15 protein-coding genes and 1 other annotated feature are annotated in these 17,875 nt (G+C 35.8%); of the genes, 2 read left to right on the top strand and 13 right to left on the bottom strand.

The window, feature by feature from the left end; translation table 11 throughout:
* Positions 1–84 precede the first annotated feature (84 nt).
* From rhaA to ACTWP4_RS15160, 5 genes are all read right to left on the bottom strand, one after another.
* Complete coding sequence (gene rhaA, locus ACTWP4_RS15180) at positions 85–1,344, bottom strand: L-rhamnose isomerase (RefSeq protein ID WP_443129631.1); 1,260 nt, start codon at positions 1,342–1,344, stop codon at positions 85–87.
* Between the two features lie 16 nt (positions 1,345–1,360).
* Positions 1,361–2,752 carry a rhamnulokinase gene (gene rhaB / locus ACTWP4_RS15175; RefSeq protein WP_443129630.1) on the bottom strand — a complete coding sequence of 464 codons (1,392 nt, stop codon included), beginning with the start codon at positions 2,750–2,752 and terminating at the stop codon, positions 1,361–1,363.
* A 223-nt stretch (positions 2,753–2,975) separates the two neighbouring features.
* On the bottom strand, positions 2,976–3,953 hold the full coding sequence (locus ACTWP4_RS15170) for an AraC family transcriptional regulator (protein WP_443129629.1): 978 nt from the start codon (positions 3,951–3,953) through the stop codon (positions 2,976–2,978).
* A gap of 408 nt (positions 3,954–4,361) precedes the next feature.
* A complete protein-coding gene (ilvA, locus tag ACTWP4_RS15165) occupies positions 4,362–5,621 on the bottom strand; it encodes a threonine ammonia-lyase IlvA (RefSeq protein WP_443129628.1) in 1,260 nt (419 codons plus the stop codon).
* A gap of 90 nt (positions 5,622–5,711) precedes the next feature.
* Entirely contained in the window at positions 5,712–7,721 is a 2,010-nt protein-coding gene (locus tag ACTWP4_RS15160) for a beta-galactosidase (protein ID WP_443129627.1), read from the bottom strand.
* Between the two features lie 170 nt (positions 7,722–7,891).
* Here ACTWP4_RS15160 and ACTWP4_RS15155 point away from each other — a divergent pair, with 170 nt between their 5' ends.
* Entirely contained in the window at positions 7,892–8,416 is a 525-nt protein-coding gene (locus ACTWP4_RS15155; RefSeq protein WP_443129626.1) for a DUF6944 family repetitive protein, read from the top strand.
* A 150-nt stretch (positions 8,417–8,566) separates the two neighbouring features.
* Here the strand turns inward: ACTWP4_RS15155 and ACTWP4_RS15150 are convergent, their stop codons facing one another.
* The 3 genes from ACTWP4_RS15150 to ACTWP4_RS15140 all read right to left on the bottom strand — a co-directional run bounded on the left by ACTWP4_RS15150 (position 8,567) and on the right by ACTWP4_RS15140 (position 10,013).
* The gene (locus ACTWP4_RS15150) at positions 8,567–8,764 is read right to left on the bottom strand and encodes a hypothetical protein (protein WP_443129625.1); all 198 of its coding nucleotides are present in this window, start codon (positions 8,762–8,764) and stop codon (positions 8,567–8,569) included.
* Between the two features lie 60 nt (positions 8,765–8,824).
* Entirely contained in the window at positions 8,825–9,154 is a 330-nt protein-coding gene (locus tag ACTWP4_RS15145; RefSeq protein WP_443129624.1) for a VOC family protein, read from the bottom strand.
* 82 nt (positions 9,155–9,236) lie between these two features.
* A complete protein-coding gene (locus tag ACTWP4_RS15140) occupies positions 9,237–10,013 on the bottom strand; it encodes a class I SAM-dependent methyltransferase (RefSeq protein ID WP_443129623.1) in 777 nt (258 codons plus the stop codon).
* Positions 10,014–10,220: 207 nt separating this feature from the next.
* On the opposite strand from ACTWP4_RS15140, the gene xylE reads away from it, so the two are divergent.
* Positions 10,221–11,603, top strand: a complete 1,383-nt coding sequence (gene xylE, locus ACTWP4_RS15135; protein WP_443129622.1) for a D-xylose transporter XylE — start codon at positions 10,221–10,223, stop codon at positions 11,601–11,603.
* A 97-nt stretch (positions 11,604–11,700) separates the two neighbouring features.
* Here xylE and ACTWP4_RS15130 read toward each other — a convergent pair whose 3' ends face one another.
* The 5 genes from ACTWP4_RS15130 to ACTWP4_RS15110 form a co-directional block, all read right to left on the bottom strand.
* Positions 11,701–12,096 carry a GyrI-like domain-containing protein gene (locus tag ACTWP4_RS15130; RefSeq protein WP_443129621.1) on the bottom strand — a complete coding sequence of 132 codons (396 nt, stop codon included), beginning with the start codon at positions 12,094–12,096 and terminating at the stop codon, positions 11,701–11,703.
* 862 nt (positions 12,097–12,958) lie between these two features.
* Positions 12,959–13,882 (bottom strand): manganese-dependent inorganic pyrophosphatase, encoded by a 924-nt coding sequence (locus ACTWP4_RS15125; protein WP_443129620.1) that lies wholly within the window; start codon positions 13,880–13,882, stop codon positions 12,959–12,961.
* A 74-nt stretch (positions 13,883–13,956) separates the two neighbouring features.
* Positions 13,957–15,201 carry a glutamate-5-semialdehyde dehydrogenase gene (locus ACTWP4_RS15120; RefSeq protein ID WP_443129619.1) on the bottom strand — a complete coding sequence of 415 codons (1,245 nt, stop codon included), beginning with the start codon at positions 15,199–15,201 and terminating at the stop codon, positions 13,957–13,959.
* Positions 15,194–16,321 carry a glutamate 5-kinase gene (gene proB, locus ACTWP4_RS15115; protein ID WP_443129618.1) on the bottom strand — a complete coding sequence of 376 codons (1,128 nt, stop codon included), beginning with the start codon at positions 16,319–16,321 and terminating at the stop codon, positions 15,194–15,196. The genes ACTWP4_RS15120 and proB overlap by 8 nt, the downstream gene beginning before the upstream one ends.
* Before the next feature lie 144 nt (positions 16,322–16,465).
* Positions 16,466–16,686 (bottom strand) — a binding site (T-box leader).
* A 45-nt stretch (positions 16,687–16,731) separates the two neighbouring features.
* A complete protein-coding gene (locus ACTWP4_RS15110; RefSeq protein WP_443129617.1) occupies positions 16,732–17,808 on the bottom strand; it encodes a branched-chain amino acid aminotransferase in 1,077 nt (358 codons plus the stop codon).
* Positions 17,809–17,875: the final 67 nt, after the last annotated feature.

The raw sequence follows: 17,875 nt of genomic DNA, 5'->3' as shown, positions 1-17,875 counted from the left end.
TTGTTTTGTTTTATTTGTTTGGTTCTGTTTTGATTATACTACAAAACAAAAATAAATCAACATAAACAAAGATGGACTTTTAAATTAACTATCACGTTTAGATAATACCTTATTCTCGTAATCTTTTACTTCCTCTAACCATTTTTCTTGAGCTGGTACACCCATTTGCTCACAATAGTAATCCCAAACAGCACCGAAAGGATAAGTTTTGAATTCTTCTAATAATGCTAATCGGTCTGTGAAATTACCTTCCTCTTGTAATTGTTTTAAATGGTCATTTGGTAAAAGTAATGCATATAATAATGATTTGATCATGTTTCTTGTACCAATCGTCCAGGCCGCCACTCGATTTATACTGGCATCAAAAAAGTCCAGTCCAATCATAACTTTGTCTAGTGCATCGTTACGAACGATTTCCAGCCCGATTTCACGTAATTCATCATCTAATATAATGACATGGTCACTATCCCAACGAACTGGTCGTGAGACGTGAAGGGCTAACCTATCACTAAATAAAAGCATGGCAGAGATTTTATTGGAAACCACTTCTGTTGGGTGGTAGTGACCACTGTCTAATAAGCAAAGCTTGTTGTTTTTAAGGGCATAGCCCATATAAAATTCGTGTGAACCTACTACATATGCTTCAGAGCCGATACCGAACAGCTTACTTTCTACTGCATCAATGTTTAACGACTCATCAACATCTGCTGCAAATATTTCATCTAATGATTCTTTCAGACGTTTACGAGGTGTTAATCTATCACTTGGAATATCTTTATAACCATCCGGAATCCAAATGTTCGTTAATGCTGGTTGACCTAATTCTTTTCCAAAATATTCGCCGATTTTACGTGACTTGATACAATGCTCGATCCAAAAATTACGGATCTCTTTGTCAGGGTGTGCAAGTGTTAGTCCATCTGCTGCTTTTGGATGGGAAAATAAGGTCGGGTTAAAATCAAGACCTAAATCATTTTTCTTTGCCCATTGGACCCAATTTTCAAAATGTTTTGGTTCTAATTCGTTACGATCAACCAGTTTCCCATCTGTTTCAGCATATATCGCGTGTAAGTTGATTTTATGTTTTCCTGGAATGAGAGATAGCGCTTTCTCCAAGTCACTTCTCAATTCTTCTGGTGATGTTGCTTTCCCGGGATAATCCCCTGTAACGTCAATTCCCCCAGACAACTCTTGCTGATCTACCTCGAATCCTCCAATGTCGTCTCCTTGCCAGCAATGAATCGAAATCGGTACTTGTTTCAATTTTTCAAAAGCTTCCTCTATCGAAATACCCCATTTTTCATATTGCTTTTTAGCTGCTTGAAAATTATCTTTTACACTCATTTCTTTCACCTCTTGTTTAAAATTTTTGAATTTCAAAGGATTGATTAATTATTTGTTTTGACTGTTCAATCGAAGTAATCTCACCTGTCGCCATCATTTGCACTACAAGATTTCCAATCGCTGTAGCCTCGCCTGGACCTGTGTAGATCGTTTTCTTACTAACTGCTGCTAATTTTTCATTCATATAATGATTCTTACTTCCGCCACCAATAATATGGATCGTGCTATACGTTTTGCCTGTTAACTCTTCAATTTCTTTTGCTGTTTGGTAATAGCTTTCTATTAAACTATCAAAAATACATTTTGCAAATTCTCCTGCTGTTTCTGGCTCTCGTTGCCTCGTCTCTTGACAATATTCTTTAATTGCTTCTTTCATACTTGCCGGACTTAAAAATCGCTGATCATTTACATCAACTTTTGATGTAAATGTAGATTCTTGATAAGCAAGCTCCACAAATTCCGCAAAGCTATATTGATCTTGCCATTCACGTTTTACTTCCTGTATCATCCAAAGGCCCATGATATTTTTCAAAAAGCGGATGTTTTGGTTAGCACCACCTTCATTGGTGAAGTTATAATCAAATGCTTTTGGTGTACTGATTGGTTTATCATGCTCCACCCCCATTAACGACCACGTACCTGAACTAATGTATATTGTATTCTGCGCTGGTACTGCCATCACAGCTGAGGCTGTATCGTGTGTTCCGGGTAAGACCACTTCCAGATCAAAGCCAAGATCCTGTTGTAATTCTGGCGTTAGAGAACCAATTTTTTGCATTGGTTCAATAGGGTCTGAAAATATATGTTCAGGTATATTTAACTTTTCCAGAAAATCTTGATGCCATTTTTGATTCGTAGCTTTTAACAATTGAGTTGTTGTAGCATTAGTATATTCATTCGTTATTTTTCCAGTCAGTAAATAATGGAGGTAGTCGGGAATCATTAAAAAGTATTTCGCTTTATCTAGTGTTTCCGGATTTTCTTTTTGTAAGGCGAATAATTGATAGATTGTGTTAAATGGTTGGAATTGTATCCCTGTTTCCTGGTAAATGTTTTTTTGATCGATGAGTTGAAATACTTCATCCATTACCCCATCTGTGCGGTGATCACGATAGGCAACTGCATCTGTTATTCTGTTTTTGTCTTTATCTAACAAAACAAAATCAACTGCCCATGTATCAATGCCAATCGTTAATGGCTGATAATTGTTTTCCACACTCTTTTTTAAACCGGTCTTGATTTCTTGAAATAGTCCATCAATATCCCAACATAAATGGCCGTTTTTCTCTTCCATCCGGTTTTCAAAACGGTGTATTTCGTCGAGAACTAATTGATCGTTGCGAAGATAGCCAGCGATTACCCGACCACTCGAAGCTCCGATATCAACAGCCAAGTTACATTTTTGCAATATGATCACTCCCTTTATGTAAGCGATTTATAATTTAATCATACAGTATGTAAAGGATATATTTAATAACGAAAATCATTTTTTTATTGTCCTTTTTTGCATCTTCATATAAAGACTTCCATCAGTGGAGGTTTTACGGACGAATAGCACCGTGATAAAAATCACTAAACAAATAATTATCATTTTCATATTACTTTTAAAATTATAAAAAAACAGTTAACCATTACTGTTCGATTAACTGTTTTTTATACGCTTTTGGAGTGTTGCCGTACTTTTGTTTGAATAGTCGATAGAAGTAGCTAATATTTTCATAGCCTACTTCTTCTGCGATAGCTTGCATAGATAAATCACTATACATCAATAAATTTTTAGCCACAAGTAGTCTTTTTTCTTGGACAAGATCTTTAAAATTTTGTTTCGTTAGTGTTTTTATTTGTTTGCTTACCCAATAAGCTGTCTGGTTAAACTTTTTTGCCAGTGTTTGTAAATTCGCTTCTTGATAGTGCTCCTCTATATAGTGAAACACTTCTGTCAAAAAAGCATGCTGTTCACTTTGGTCTATATTTTGGTGAGAATGATTTTTTTGTTCAATCAATTCTAAGATTAATAACCCCATTAAGAATTTTATTTTGGATTGGGACAAAATCGATTCTTCCATCATTTCTGTTAATAATTCTTTCATTATGTCTTGTATTCTTTCTGAATCAGCTACCGGATAATAAAGAAATTGACCTGTATGGTTATAATCGAACATACTATTCATCAAAAATTGAAGCATTTGACTTTGAATAAATCCAGTGGATAGATTAGACAGAATATAATCAAAAAAAGCTGGGTGAATGATGAAGTTGATGACAATATCGTTTTCTTCACATGAAGCTAGCTCATGTTCGATATATTGGTTTAGTAACAGGATATCACCCTGCTTTAAGGTGATCGGCTGATCGGCTACCTTTTGATGAAACTTGCCGTGAAAGACATAATTCATTTCGATATAATCATGGGAGTGCCTTGGAAAATCGATATATCTTGGATGTTTACGAATCATGATAAGATCGTCTTTTAGAAATTTCTCACTTTGGATAACGAAATCAGAGGTGAGATCTGTGTATATTTTTTTGTTGACTGCTTGATTGCCTTCCAATATCGCACGTTCTTCCTCTGTTTCCTTCATTAATTCCTGATATAAAAGAGTATTCAAACCGATGCTCTCCCTTCAAACAATGGGACATTTCCTAATCCCCATATCTTAAATAAGTGGCTTTACGACAAATCGGACATACCCACCGGACCTTATTCGGACTAGATAGCTTCTGCGAACTAGTGAAAATTAATTTTGGAGTAGCTTCGTTCCATCTGATTAAAGATCAATGCTGCGCTAAATTCAGTGTTCTGATTGTGGAGAATACTGACCCCATAAACCTATATTCCCTGTATTTTTTATCACTCTATTAGAAAGAGAGTATTTTTCCACAGCGATGATCAAGCACGCATCCATAAAAAAATGGAAGAAAGCAAATATCTAACCTTCGCGGCATATGTTTTGTGAACGTTTTCAAATTTCCTTGGCTTTTAAGAAAAAGGAAGCGGTTAGGTCGCTTCCTTTTTGTCAAATTAGTAAATGGAATAATTGTTCGTCTTTGTTAATTTCGATGTAGGTAAAACCTTTTCTCTCCATGCGTGCTGTGATTTGGTGATAGTCTTCAGCTTGTTGCAGTTCGATTCCGACTAGGACTGGTCCTTTGTCACGGTTATTCTTCTTAGTATATTCAAAGCGGGTGATGTCATCATTCTTGCCTAAGACCTCATCCATAAATTCACGTAATGCTCCTGCACGCTGAGGGAAATTCACAATGAAATAATGTTTAAATCCTTCATAAATTAAGGAACGCTCTTTAAATTCCTGCATACGATCGATATCATTATTTCCACCACTTACGATACAAACAACATTTTTCCCTTTAATCTCATCGCGATAGTAATCAAGTGCAGACACAGGTAATGCTCCTGCCGGTTCTGCGACAATCGCATTTTCATTATATAAATCTAATAAAGTCGTACATAACTTACCTTCTGGTACAACCGCAATATCATCGATAAACTCTTTGGCAATATCAAACGAAATATCTCCAACTCGTTTTACACTGGCACCATCAACAAATTTATCAATCTTATCTAATTTAACCACTTCATCTTTTTCTAGAGCTGCTTTCATCGAAGCTGCACCTTCTGGTTCAACACCGATGATTTTTGTATCTGGACTAATACTGTTTATGTAAGACCCGACACCAGAAATTAATCCGCCACCACCAACTGCCATAAAGACGTGGGATATCGGCTCTTCCATGCTATCCAAAACTTCTAATCCAATTGTTCCTTGACCAGTGATGGTTCTCGTATCATTAAAAGGATGGATAAATGATGCATTATGTTCATTACAATAATCCATTGCTTTTTCAAAAGAGTCATCGAAAGTATCTCCGATTAATCGAATTTCGACAAACGGACCACCGAAAAATTCAACACGGTTAACTTTTTGGCGCGGTGTTGTACTAGGCATAAAAATTACACCTTTAACGCCAAGTGCTTTACAAGAATATGCAACTCCTTGTGCATGATTCCCGGCACTAGCACAAACCACACCATTTTCTAATTCTTCTTTCGTTAAGCCTTGCATCAAATTGTATGCTCCACGAATCTTAAATGAGCGAACAACTTGTAAATCTTCTCTTTTAAGATAGACATTACATTGATATTTATCAGATAATATGGTATCTCGCTGTAATGGTGTTTTCACCACTACATCTTTTAGCACTTGATTTGCAATAATGATATCTCTAACTTGAATTGGATTGACTTTTGTACTCATTATACGAACCCTTCCTACTTCAATTGTTAGATTTATACTAACATAAAGAAGCGGAATAGAAAATATTTTTACTCGTTAAATTTACCATTTTTAGTAGACTAAAATGGCAACATCGGTATTTTTCACTGTGATTTCTTGAGAAACTTGCTTACTTTGTAAACAATCCTGATAGATAACGCCATCCTTTAAAGAAACTGTTACAGCGTCTGTATTATGATTAAGAATAAACAAATATGTCTTCTCGTTTTTTACTCGTTCCACGATTTCTACGTTTTTTGGCGCATCTATTGGGGCGCTGATATCTAATTGTTGTAAGAGTCCGTTCATTAACTGGTCTAGATAATCATCTGTCGGGTTTGTACCAATGTAAATTGATTTGCCCTGACCATAGCGATGAATGGTTACAGCAGGGTTGTCTTGATACCAGTTTTCTTTAAAGGTTGCAATTGCCCGGGCACCTTCTAGTTTAATAATATCTGCCCATTTATTAACGATAAATTTCTCGCCATTAGATACTATCTTATTTACCTCTTCATCTGCCATAGGAGCAAATTCTTCCACTGTTACACCTAAAAGTGACCTTAATGGTGCTGGGTAACCCCCTAAATGAATATGGTCTTGTGCATCCGCAATACCACTGAAAAAACTCACCACTAATGTTCCACCGTTTGCAACGAACTGTTCGAGATTTTTTTCCTCTCCATCACGAACCATATATAACATCGGTGCTACTACTAATTGGTAATTCGTTAGATTACCATTTGGTTCTACAAAATCTACAGCAATGTTATTTTCATAGAATACACGATAATATTGGTAGACTTGGTCTAAGTATGATAATTTATTATGTGGTTTTCCTTCATGCTCCACTGCCCACCAATTTTCCCAGTCAAAAACGATCGCAACTTTTGCAGTACCCCGTGCTCCTGCTAAACCATCTAATCGTTTTAATTCATTTCCTAATTGTTTTACTTCTTGATAGACCCGACTATTAGGATCATTCGAGTGCGGGACCATAGCACCATGGAACTTCTCTGCCCCTGCTTTTCCCTGGCGCCATTGGAAATACATCACACCGTCCCCGCCACGTGCAACAGTAGAATAGCTCCATAACCTCATTTCCCCCGGCTTTTTCGTAAGATTAATATCACGCCAATTGACATGTGACGTTACCTGTTCCATTAAATAAAAGGGTTGCCCATTTTTTAAACTGCGCATTAAATCATGATGCATTGCATGACGATAAGGTTTACCCTCTCTTGGATCCGGATAAGAATCCCATGTCACAAGATCCATTTCTTTGGCCCATTCAAAATAATTAAGCGGCTTAAATTCATACATAAAATTAGTAAACACCGGTACATCCGGGGTGATATCACGTAATACCTCTTTTTCAATCTTGTATAAATCAAATATCGCATCGTTCATAAACCTTTTATAATCCAACTGTTGACTAGGGTTATAAAAAGTAGGTATATTAACCGGAAATTGAATCTCACCCCAGTCATTATAACGCTGACTCCAGAAGTTAGTACCCCATTTTTGATTTAGGTTTTCTATCGTTTCATAACGATCTTTTAACCATTCACGAAACGTTAGTAAACTTTCATCACTATAACACTCCGCCAAGTGACAGCCGTATTCATTATTTATATGCCACATTTTTAATGCAGGGTGTTCTTTATATCTTTTGGCCATTTCCGTAACCAATTGTTTTACTGCGTATCGGAAACGCTTACTATTAGGTGAATAATGTTGCCGTGAACCGACTTGATAAGGTACACCATTTTCTTGTACGGCCAACACCTCTGGATATTCTTTGGATAACCAAGCTGGTGGAGATGCTGTTGCAGTCGCTAAAGACACACCAACTCCGTGTTCATGTAAAATCTCCAATACTCTATCTAACCAACTGAAATCAAACTTAGCTTCTTCTCGTTCCAACACAGACCAGCTAAAAATTGCTACAGAAACAAGGTTTACTCCTGCTTCCTTCATTAACTTAGCATCTTCTAACCAAACACTTTCATCCCACTGCTCTGGGTTGTAATCGCCACCAAAAGCTATATGAGGCATCACTTCATCTATACGTTGAACCATTCTCTACACTCCCTTACTTCTTCTAACTATGTAACAACCAATACGTACATATTATAAGAAAACGTTGTCATTATCAACTATTAATGATTGCCAATCTAGTCAACTGCCAAATCAAGTAAGGGAGTTTTTCATAAACTAATTACATCATAACCAGGAATTTGGTGAATAAGGTGGAAAAAGAAAATAACAAGTTACTTGGTGGTTGGATACAAGCGGTAGGGACAGTATTGTCTGCTTTAGGAAATACACCTCGTATTGCTCTTTCATCTGATATAAAAGATGACCTTAAGCTGATCGGCAATGTAATGCAAGCAACAGGAAATACATTACAAGTTAAAGGTATATCCTTACAGGACTTAAATAGTTTAGGTAATGAGATTCAAGCGGTCGGAAATATAACAGAGGTGGCATCATTACGATTGCCTGTAACTGATAATGTAAAAAGTTTGTTAGGTATTCAGGGAGATTTAATGCAGGCACTTGGAGGCGGTATGAATTTTGCTGAAGAATGGCAAAAAGAGATTACAGTCGAAGTGATGTATAATGGATTTGGCAATCTATTACAAGTAATCGGTAATAGTTTGCAAGCTCTTTCTACTCGAAGTACAACTAATGCAACAGAAATAAATACTATTGGCAATTGGATTCAAGTGATAGGGGCTATAATGACTGCGATTGCGGGATCTGTTCATTAAATCATTGGGGATTTATTATGAGAATCGTCCCTGCAGGATCAGATATTCAAAATCATGATGAATGTTCATGAATCTCTACTTCATCACGTATCGGTATCACATGTTTATTAAAGCATTCAATAGTCTCACCTAGCTGTCTTGTCTTAAATTCTAACCATATACATCTTGCTGCGAATAATTGTCCATACAGTCAAGCCAAAGAGTTGAACCACCAAATTCAAAAGCAAATGATTTTTCTTCTTTGACTTTGAGACGAAGACCAAGAATATCTTTCTTAAATGCCACCGTTTCTTTAAATCTATATTTCGGAATTTTAATCGCAATATTATTTCCACCTTCTATTTTCATGATTTCAACTTCTCAAATAGATCAAGTTTGTTTCCGTATAAATCTTCAAAAACAACACCTTTACCTCCTGGCACTTCCGGGCTCATCAAGAAAGTTTACTCCTTTTGCCTTTAACTTTTGATATGTCTTATTAATATCATCCACCGTAAACATAAGAAAAACCTGTTCTGCTGCTTGTCTACCCACAAGTTGTTTTTCCTCAGTAGTTACAGCTTCTACCAACTCAATAACGACCTCACTGTTAGATTGCGGTGCAACTGTTAAATAACTCCATTCTTCATCGAATTCTTCTTCATTTCGAATAATAAAACCTAATTTTTCTGTGTAAAATGCTTTTGCTTCTTCTTTGTCTGTAACAAAAAGAATAAGCTGATAAGTGCTGCTAACCATAGAAAACTTCCTTTCTCATTTTAGATACTTCCATATATTTATATCACATAATGGAAAGTCAGATTTCTTCTTTATTGCTAGGTTAGTACAATTCAATTACACCGTAATGAAATAAAGAGGTTTTTCTTTTAATTTGGGTAAAGCCATATCGATTAAAACGATCACTTTTCCAATGATCTTTCAGCACTACCCGTTTTCTGGCAACACGTTTGGCTTCTTCCAACGCTTCAACGATAAGGTTGTTTTCAAGAGCATGTGTTCTAATAGGATTAAATCCATCCGATGTGTTAATTGCTTCTTGAAACATTGGGTCAAAATATACGACATCATAAACATTTGATTCTAATTGGTTTAAATATTCTAGGTATGGAATATGTTTGACTTTAATCCTTCTCATTGCTGTATCGAGTATGTCATTCGAACTGTTACAAGTCTTTAAACCTTCATTAGTGATTATATAAATAGCTTTACTCCCTTCTAACCCTGTAACGGAACCATTAGACCCAACTGCCATACTAGCAATAATACTATCTGAAGCAAGTCCAACTGTACAATCTAATACAGACATCCCCTTTTCTAATTTTGCTGTTGTGACAAATGGGTCTTCTTCCGTACGGAGTAGTCGCTTTGCACGAACCATTGCAAGATTAGGGTGAAAAAAGAGACTTGTTTTCTTGTTTAAAGAAGAAATAAATAACCGATCTTTTCCAGCAACAATGACATCTTCTTGATAATAGTCCTTTAATTTTTGAATAGAATATCCATTACGTTTAATGTAAGGGATTTGATAATTCACAGATAATCGTTGTGCGTATTGAATAAGTTGAGGTGTTACACGACCTGCTGTTGTTATAATCATATGATTCTTCCCATTCTATATAGATTATTTTTAATTATACTATAACTGTTTTATGAACATAATAAAATCGAGTTTCAAATTGTATAAGAGAATAACAATATTTAACTTAGTTTATTCGATTGACAAAGTAAGTTTGGCTTGTTACAATCAATTCTGTTCTAAAATTTACATCAGGAGGTGCAAGAGAGAAGAACACTCTCAATTTTTATGAAAGCGAATAATAATGTCTATATTACGTTAATAACCTTAGTTGCTACTTTAGGTGGTCTCTTATTTGGATATGACACTGCTGTTATATCTGGAGCAGAAGGAGCATTAGAAGCATTCTTCGTTGATAATTTGAATTTGAGCTCATTTGTCCATGGTGCAACCGTATCCAGTGCGTTAATTGGGTGTATCATTGGTGGTTTAATCTCAGGATTACTAGCATCCAATCTAGGACGTAAGAAATCTTTGATTGTTGCAGCGGTACTATTTTTAGTTTCAGCACTTGGTTCAGCATTTCCTGAATTTCTATTTTTCGAACAAGGTGAACCTTCAATTGCCCTGTTAGTTACATTTAATCTATATAGAATTATTGGTGGTATCGGTGTAGGACTTGCTTCAGCTGTTTCACCAATGTATATCGGGGAAATTGCACCACCATCTATTCGTGGGCGCTTAGTATCTTTAAACCAATTTGCTATTATTTTTGGAATGTTAGTTGTGTATTTCGTGAATTGGGGAATTGCAAGAGGACAATCACTTGAATGGATTAATGACATGGGTTGGCGCTACATGTTCTTATCGGAAGCGATTCCTGCCGCATTATTTTTACTATTTCTATTCACAGTTCCAGAAACACCACGTTTCCTTGTTTCTCAAGGTAAAAATGAAAGCGCAATGGATATTCTGAACAAACTATATGATAAGACAATGGCAAAAGCTACCTTGTTTGAAATCAAAAACTCATTTGATGAGAGGAAAGCTAAACTTTTCACTTATGGTAAGGCAATCATTGTAATCGGTGTCCTACTTTCTGTTTTCCAACAATTCGTTGGGATTAATGTAGCTCTTTATTACGCTCCTCGAATCTTTGAAAGTATGGGTGCGGCAAGAGACGCAGCAATGCTTCAAACGATTACGATGGGACTAATAAATGTAATCTTTACGGTAATTGCAATCTTAACAGTTGATAAATTTGGTCGTAAACCACTGCTTATCATCGGGTCATTAGGTATGACTCTTGGTATGTTCGGTGTAGCGGGATTAGCCTTTTTTGATGTAATTGGAATTGCTACACTAGTGTTTATTATCATCTATACTGCTTCATTCATGATGTCTTGGGGACCTGTTGTTTGGGTGTTGATCTCTGAAATCTTCCCTAATAAAATTCGTGGACAAGCAGTTGCAATCGCCGTAGCTGCACAATGGGCTGCTAACTATTTCATCTCTTCTACTTATCCAGCGATGATGGAGTTTAGTGGCGGATTAACTTATGGGTTCTATGGTTTAATGAGTTTAATTTCTGCCATATTCGTTTGGAAGTTCGTTCCTGAAACGAAAGGGCGTACATTAGAAGAATTAGAGAAAGTATTATTTAAAAAGTAATATTTCTAAGCAGTATTTTAGAATGGACCTGACCAATTGCTTGTAAAGTATTGGTAAGGTCCATTTTTTTTAAAGCAATAGTAGTGGCATGACTTATTTAAGTGATAGCGATATGTATTTCTATTTCACCGTTAGGTAGGTATTTTTCAAAATCTACGGTGTATGCTCGTTCAAGCTCACCAGATTCCTCTAAACCCCATATCTTTTGCCATGTTCTTAAAATCCCTTCTTCTTCGGACGAAGCTACCTTATAAACATTATAGTTGGCTTGATCCGATATCAACATATTTCCATTTTCAACATTTTCTATTCCTACGCCAATAGAATAATCGCCTTCAAAGTCGCTTTCATAGTCATAATAAACGCCATAAACGGTATCGTTTTTCCCTTCTAAACGTCGATAAGCTTCCTTCCACATATTTTGAATCTTCTCCATCATTTGTTCATCATTAAAATTATTAGTTCGAATACTAGTGAGTAACTCAATTCTCATATTACTTCAACCCCTCAATAAAGTGAGATTTCATCAGTGGGGGTTTTTACCCACCACTACTGATAGTTAATGAAACTTATCAGGGTGTTAGAGTCCGTTAGCCGTCCACTTCTTTTACTCAAACCTTGAAGTGAGGTATTACGGACGATTAGCACCGTGATAAAATCGTGTTTATTACTATAACGTATGAAAGAACAAATTAGTTTCAGAAATTCAAATACGACAAACTATATTATAATTATTACTTGAATCCAAACTTGAAATTGTCTTTATATAGAGTATCTCGTCCTGGTGAAGTTCTCTATCTTATTATTACATTTATCTAAGGTATTGTTAGTCAAGTAATTTTTTGTTGATATACAGGTACACACTTGTTAATAAAACTAACATTGCAATTACAAGAACGGTACTTTCATAAGGAAATTCAATCAGGCTACTTATAAATATTAACAAGCCAAACGGCAGGAAAAAGCCCCCACCTACCACTTTACCTAATAAATTCTTATTCTTAATTATTTTTTCATTGAATCCAGCTAATAACCACGTTTGTTTTTTATTCCTACTAAAAATGATACAAATAAAAGAGCTATACTAATAATCAATAAACCATAATCCACCTGTACACCTCCCACAAAAATCGAATCGAATTTATTCCCATACTTTAATTACGACACCACATGAAGAAAGTTTCTTTTTATTTACAATCCCTTTAAAAATTCTCTTTATGGTGGTGTTTCGTTATTTGATTAATGATTTATTACAATTAATTGACGACCTATATATGGCCAAATTATAAAATGCTTATTAGTAAAAAAAGATGTCAGACACTTTTTATGTCTGACATCTCTATAAATCTCTTATCTTAAAATGCATTTTGTAAGTTTGGAACTACCTGTTTCTTACGAGATACAACACCTTTTAATGTTGCTGTTTTGTTTTCAAGTTTTACATCAAACGCTTTAGCTACTTTATCCTCTGCTTCCCCTACTGCAAGTACTACGGAATCATTATTAAGGATATCTGTGATGACAAAAACAAATAATTTTAAACCTTTGTCTGCTACTGTTTTTTCAATAGCTGGTTCTATTTTGTCGCGAAGTGCTAACACATCATTTACTTCCACTGTGTTTACTTGTGCAATTTCCACTTTGTTTCCATTCATATCGAATTCTTTTGCATCCATAGAAATTAGTTCTTCTGCAGTTTTGTCGCTAAGATCAGCACCTGCTTTCAACATTTCAAGGCCATATTTTTCAGTATCCACACCAGCGATTTCAGCTAATTCTTTCGCTGTTGCAACATCTTGATCTGTACATGTTGGGGATTTGAATAAAAGAGAATCAGAAATAATTGCAGAAAGCATTAATCCTGCTGTTTCTTTTTTAATTTCAACTCCGTGCTCTTTGTATAATTTATTTAGAATGGTAGCAGTACAACCAACTGGTTCTGCACGGTAATATAATGGATCTTTTGTTTCAAAGTTTGCAATACGGTGATGATCGATTACTTCCAATACTTGTACGCGCTCGATATCATCCGCACTTTGTTGACGTTCATTATGATCTACTAAAATAACCTGGTCGACTTCATCTGATACATTTTCCACCATACGTGGTGCAGTTTGATTGAAATGATCTAGTGCATATTGTGTTTCATTGTTCACTTCGCCTAAACGTACTGCTTCTACATCTTCTCCTAGTGCTTGTTTAAGGTCCGCATATGCAATTGCTGAACAGATTGTGTCTGTATCCGGATTTTTGTGTCCAAATATTAATGTGTTTGCCATGATTCATACTCCTTTTTTACCAAATGTTTATCTCCGACTCTATTATACAGGAATTGTCACGAAAGAAAAATAGTTTACTTAATTTGACCATTACCGTGTAATAAATATTTCGTTGATGTTAATGCTTCTAAGCCCATAGGTCCACGTGCATGTAACTTCTGTGTACTAATTCCAATTTCAGCACCAAAACCAAACTCAAATCCATCAGTAAATCTGGTTGATGCATTATGATAAACAGCTGCTGCGTCTACTTCATTCATAAAGCTTACAACATTTTCATCGTTTTCAGAGATAATAGATTCTGAATGATTGGTTCCATATTTATTGATATGATCAATCGCTTCCTGCACCGAATCTACGACCTTGATTGCAACTATATGATCTAAATATTCTGTTTCAAAGTCTTCTTCTGTAGCCTCGATGATATTCTCACCTTTAGATACAACAGTGCTATCCCCATGTATTTCCACTCCCGCATCCTGTAATGCCTGAACTAATTCAGCCGAATGTTTTTCTGCCCATTTACGTTCTATTAAAATGGTTTCGATCGCATTACATACAGAAGGTCGTTGTGTTTTCGCATTGATCGCTACCTCAATTGCCATGTCTTTGTTAGCTGTTTCATCAATAAACAAATGACAATTTCCTGCGCCCGTTTCCAAAACCGGTACCGATGCATTTGCTACAACCGTATCAATTAATTTTTTTCCTCCACGCGGAATTAATACATCTAAGTATTCATTCAATTTAAACATTTGTGATGCTGTTTCACGACTTGTATCCTCAATTAGCTGTACGGCATCATTCGGTAAATCAGATCGTTTTAGTGCATCATGAATGACTTTTACTAATGCTGTGTTGGAATAAATAGCTGAAGAGCTCCCTCTAAGTAATACAGCATTGCCTGTTTTTAGACAAAGACTTGCGGCATCAATTGTTACATTTGGTCTTGCTTCATAAATCATACCGACAACACCTATTGGCACACGGGCCTTTTGGATTTTTAGACCATTTGGTCGTGTCCATTCTTCCATAATCTCGCCAATCGGATCTTTTAAATCTGTTAGTTGGATTAATGCATCTGCCATATCATCAATCCGCTGTTCGTTCAAGATTAAGCGATCAATTAATGACTCATGTAAACCATTATTACGCCCATTCACTATGTCTCGATTATTTTCCTCCATAATAAAACCTTTTTGTTTTTTTAATTCATCGGATAAAAGTTTCAATGCATGATTTTTTTGTTCGGTTGATTTCGTTGCTAAGGCAGTAGTTGTTTTATTGACCAACTTAGCTTTTTGGATTAAATCACTCATAATTATAAGCCTCCTCTATCGATAATACGAGTCGATCACGATGAATAACTTCTGGTCGGTTACTTGTAGATTGTTCCATCGCAATTTGACTCGGTTCACCCTTAAATTTGATTAAATCTTCAGAAGAATAATTCACTTGTCCTTTTGCTATAACACTGTCTTCAAAGACAATGTCGACAACAGATCCAACAGAAAAATCTCCATCTACCCATTTAATTCCGGCTGGTAATAAACTTTTTCCTTGATAAAGAATTGCTTCACTTGCCCCTTTGTCAACATGAAGTTTTCCAGATACATTTGAATGAAAAGCAATCCATTGTTTCTGTTTACGGTAACTATTGGTTAAGTCTTCACCAATATAAGTACCATCCCCTTGATTTTGCATAATGCGGATTAATTTTTCTTCGCCTTCACCAGTCCCCACAAAAACTTTCACTCCGAGGGAGATTGCAGTTTTTGCAGCTAAAAGTTTTGACTTCATTCCACCAGTACCAAATTTGGAGCCAGATTCATGCTTCGTTTGTTGCAAAATTTCTGTCGACAATTTCTGGAGCCGATGATATTTTTTAGCTGTTCGATCTGTTTTTGGATTTTTGTCATATAGGCCATTAATATCTGTTAACATTACTAAAAAATCTGCATGAACAAGACCACTTACCAATGCCGATAACATGTCATTATCACCAAATGTCAATTCATCTATTGCTACCGTATCATTTTCATTAATAATAGGGATTACATCACGTTTTAATAATTCCGTCAATGTGGCATACACATTACTGTACTGTGTCTCATTACTAAATACATCTTTCGTTAGTAAAAGTTGAGCGGTAACCAAGTTATATTTTCTAAACTCATCGGTATATGCTTGAACAAGTAAGCCTTGACCAACGGCTGCTGCTGCTTGTTTTCCTGCGATAGTAACAGGTCTTGTTGGATAACCTAAATCAAAGAAACCAGCAGATACGGCACCTGACGAAATCAGTATTACTTCATAGTTTTGTTTTTTTAGTGCTGCAATTGCTGTCGTATGTTCTTTTAATTTAATGAGGTCAAGACCACCATTCTTGTTCGTTAGTGAACTGCTCCCGATCTTCACTACAATACGTTGCTTAGCCATAATTTTCACGCCTTCATTTACTTAAGTGTTAGGGAACTGATATAGCGTATTATCAGTTTCTATAAAAATTGTCTCACTCTTCTCTAACACTTTAAGATATAGTTTATCTTTGGAACTAAAAAAGCTCTTTCATCCTTACTATCGTAAAAGGACGAAAAGAGCCATATCCGCGGTACCACCTTTAGTTGACCATACTTTTTTTGCATGATCCCCTTAACTCTTTAACGCAGAGTAACGATTAAGTTTATTCTTAACAGTTCATAGAGTAGGTTCATTAGGACAGTGGGTGATGGAATTTTTCAGCCTGTGAATTCCATTCTCTTGTCACCATATCTCTAACTACTGGCTCTAATCATAACCTTTTTATATTCTAATGCTATTATAGAAAAATGTTATATAAATCTCAAGTATTAATATTTTACTTTTACAATCCAATTGAACGGATCTATTTCTGTACCATATTGAATTCCTGTCAAAGTATCATATAAGCGTTTAGCAATTTCTCCCGTTTTCCCATTATTGATTTCCATTTTCTTACCTTCCCAGGCAAGCTCGCCTACTGGAGAAATAACAGCAGCTGTACCTGAACCAAACGCTTCTTCTAATTCACCTTTTTGGTGATGTTCATAAAGCTCTTCCATTGTAATACGACGTTCAATTACCGGAATGTCCCAATGTTTCAATAATTGGATAACTGAATTTCTTGTAACTCCCTCTAATATACTACCGTTAAGAGCTGGTGTTACAATTTCACCTTTTATTTTGAAGAAAACGTTCATACTGCCAACTTCCTCGATATATTTCTTCTCCACACCATCCAACCATAAAACTTGTGCATATCCTTGATCAGCTACTTGTTCCTGCGCCTTTAGGCTGGATGCATAATTACCGGCAGTTTTTGCTTCACCAGTACCACCTTTTACCGTTCGAACATATTGATTTTCCACTGCAATTTTCACAGGGTTGATGCCCTCTTCGTAATACGCTCCAACAGGAGATAATATCACAATAAATTGGTATGTAGCAGAAGGAGAAACGCCTAAATACGGCTCTGTTGAAATAATAAACGGTCTTATATAAAGCGATGTTCCTGGTGCGTCTGGGACCCAATCTTGATCAATATGAACCAAATGTTTGATTGCATCTATTGCACACTCCTCATCAATCTTTGGGATACACATTCTATCATTGGATCGATTAAGACGTTCCATATTTTTATCTGGTCTGAACAGCTGAATTTTATCCCGTTTTGTACGGTATGCTTTCAATCCTTCAAATACCGTTTGACCATAATGGAATACAATAGCTGCTGGATCTAACACAAGTGGTTGGTAGGGCACGATGCGGGGGTTATGCCAGCCTCTTTCAGGATTAAAATCTTGAATGAACATATGATCTGAAAAATATTTTCCAAAAGATAGCTCATCTGATTTTGGTTTTTCTTTTGGATTTTCGTTCTTAATATAAGTGATTGTATACTCTGACATAAAAAAGACTCCCTTATTTGAATGAATTCTATAATATTTCGGCAAAATAACCTACAAACTTTATTTT

This window comes from Gracilibacillus sp. D59 (assembly GCF_052246695.1).
GTDB lineage: Bacteria > Bacillota > Bacilli > Bacillales > Amphibacillaceae > Gracilibacillus.
Note: the sequence above shows the minus strand (reverse complement) of the source record. Positions and strands in the feature narration are given on the sequence as shown.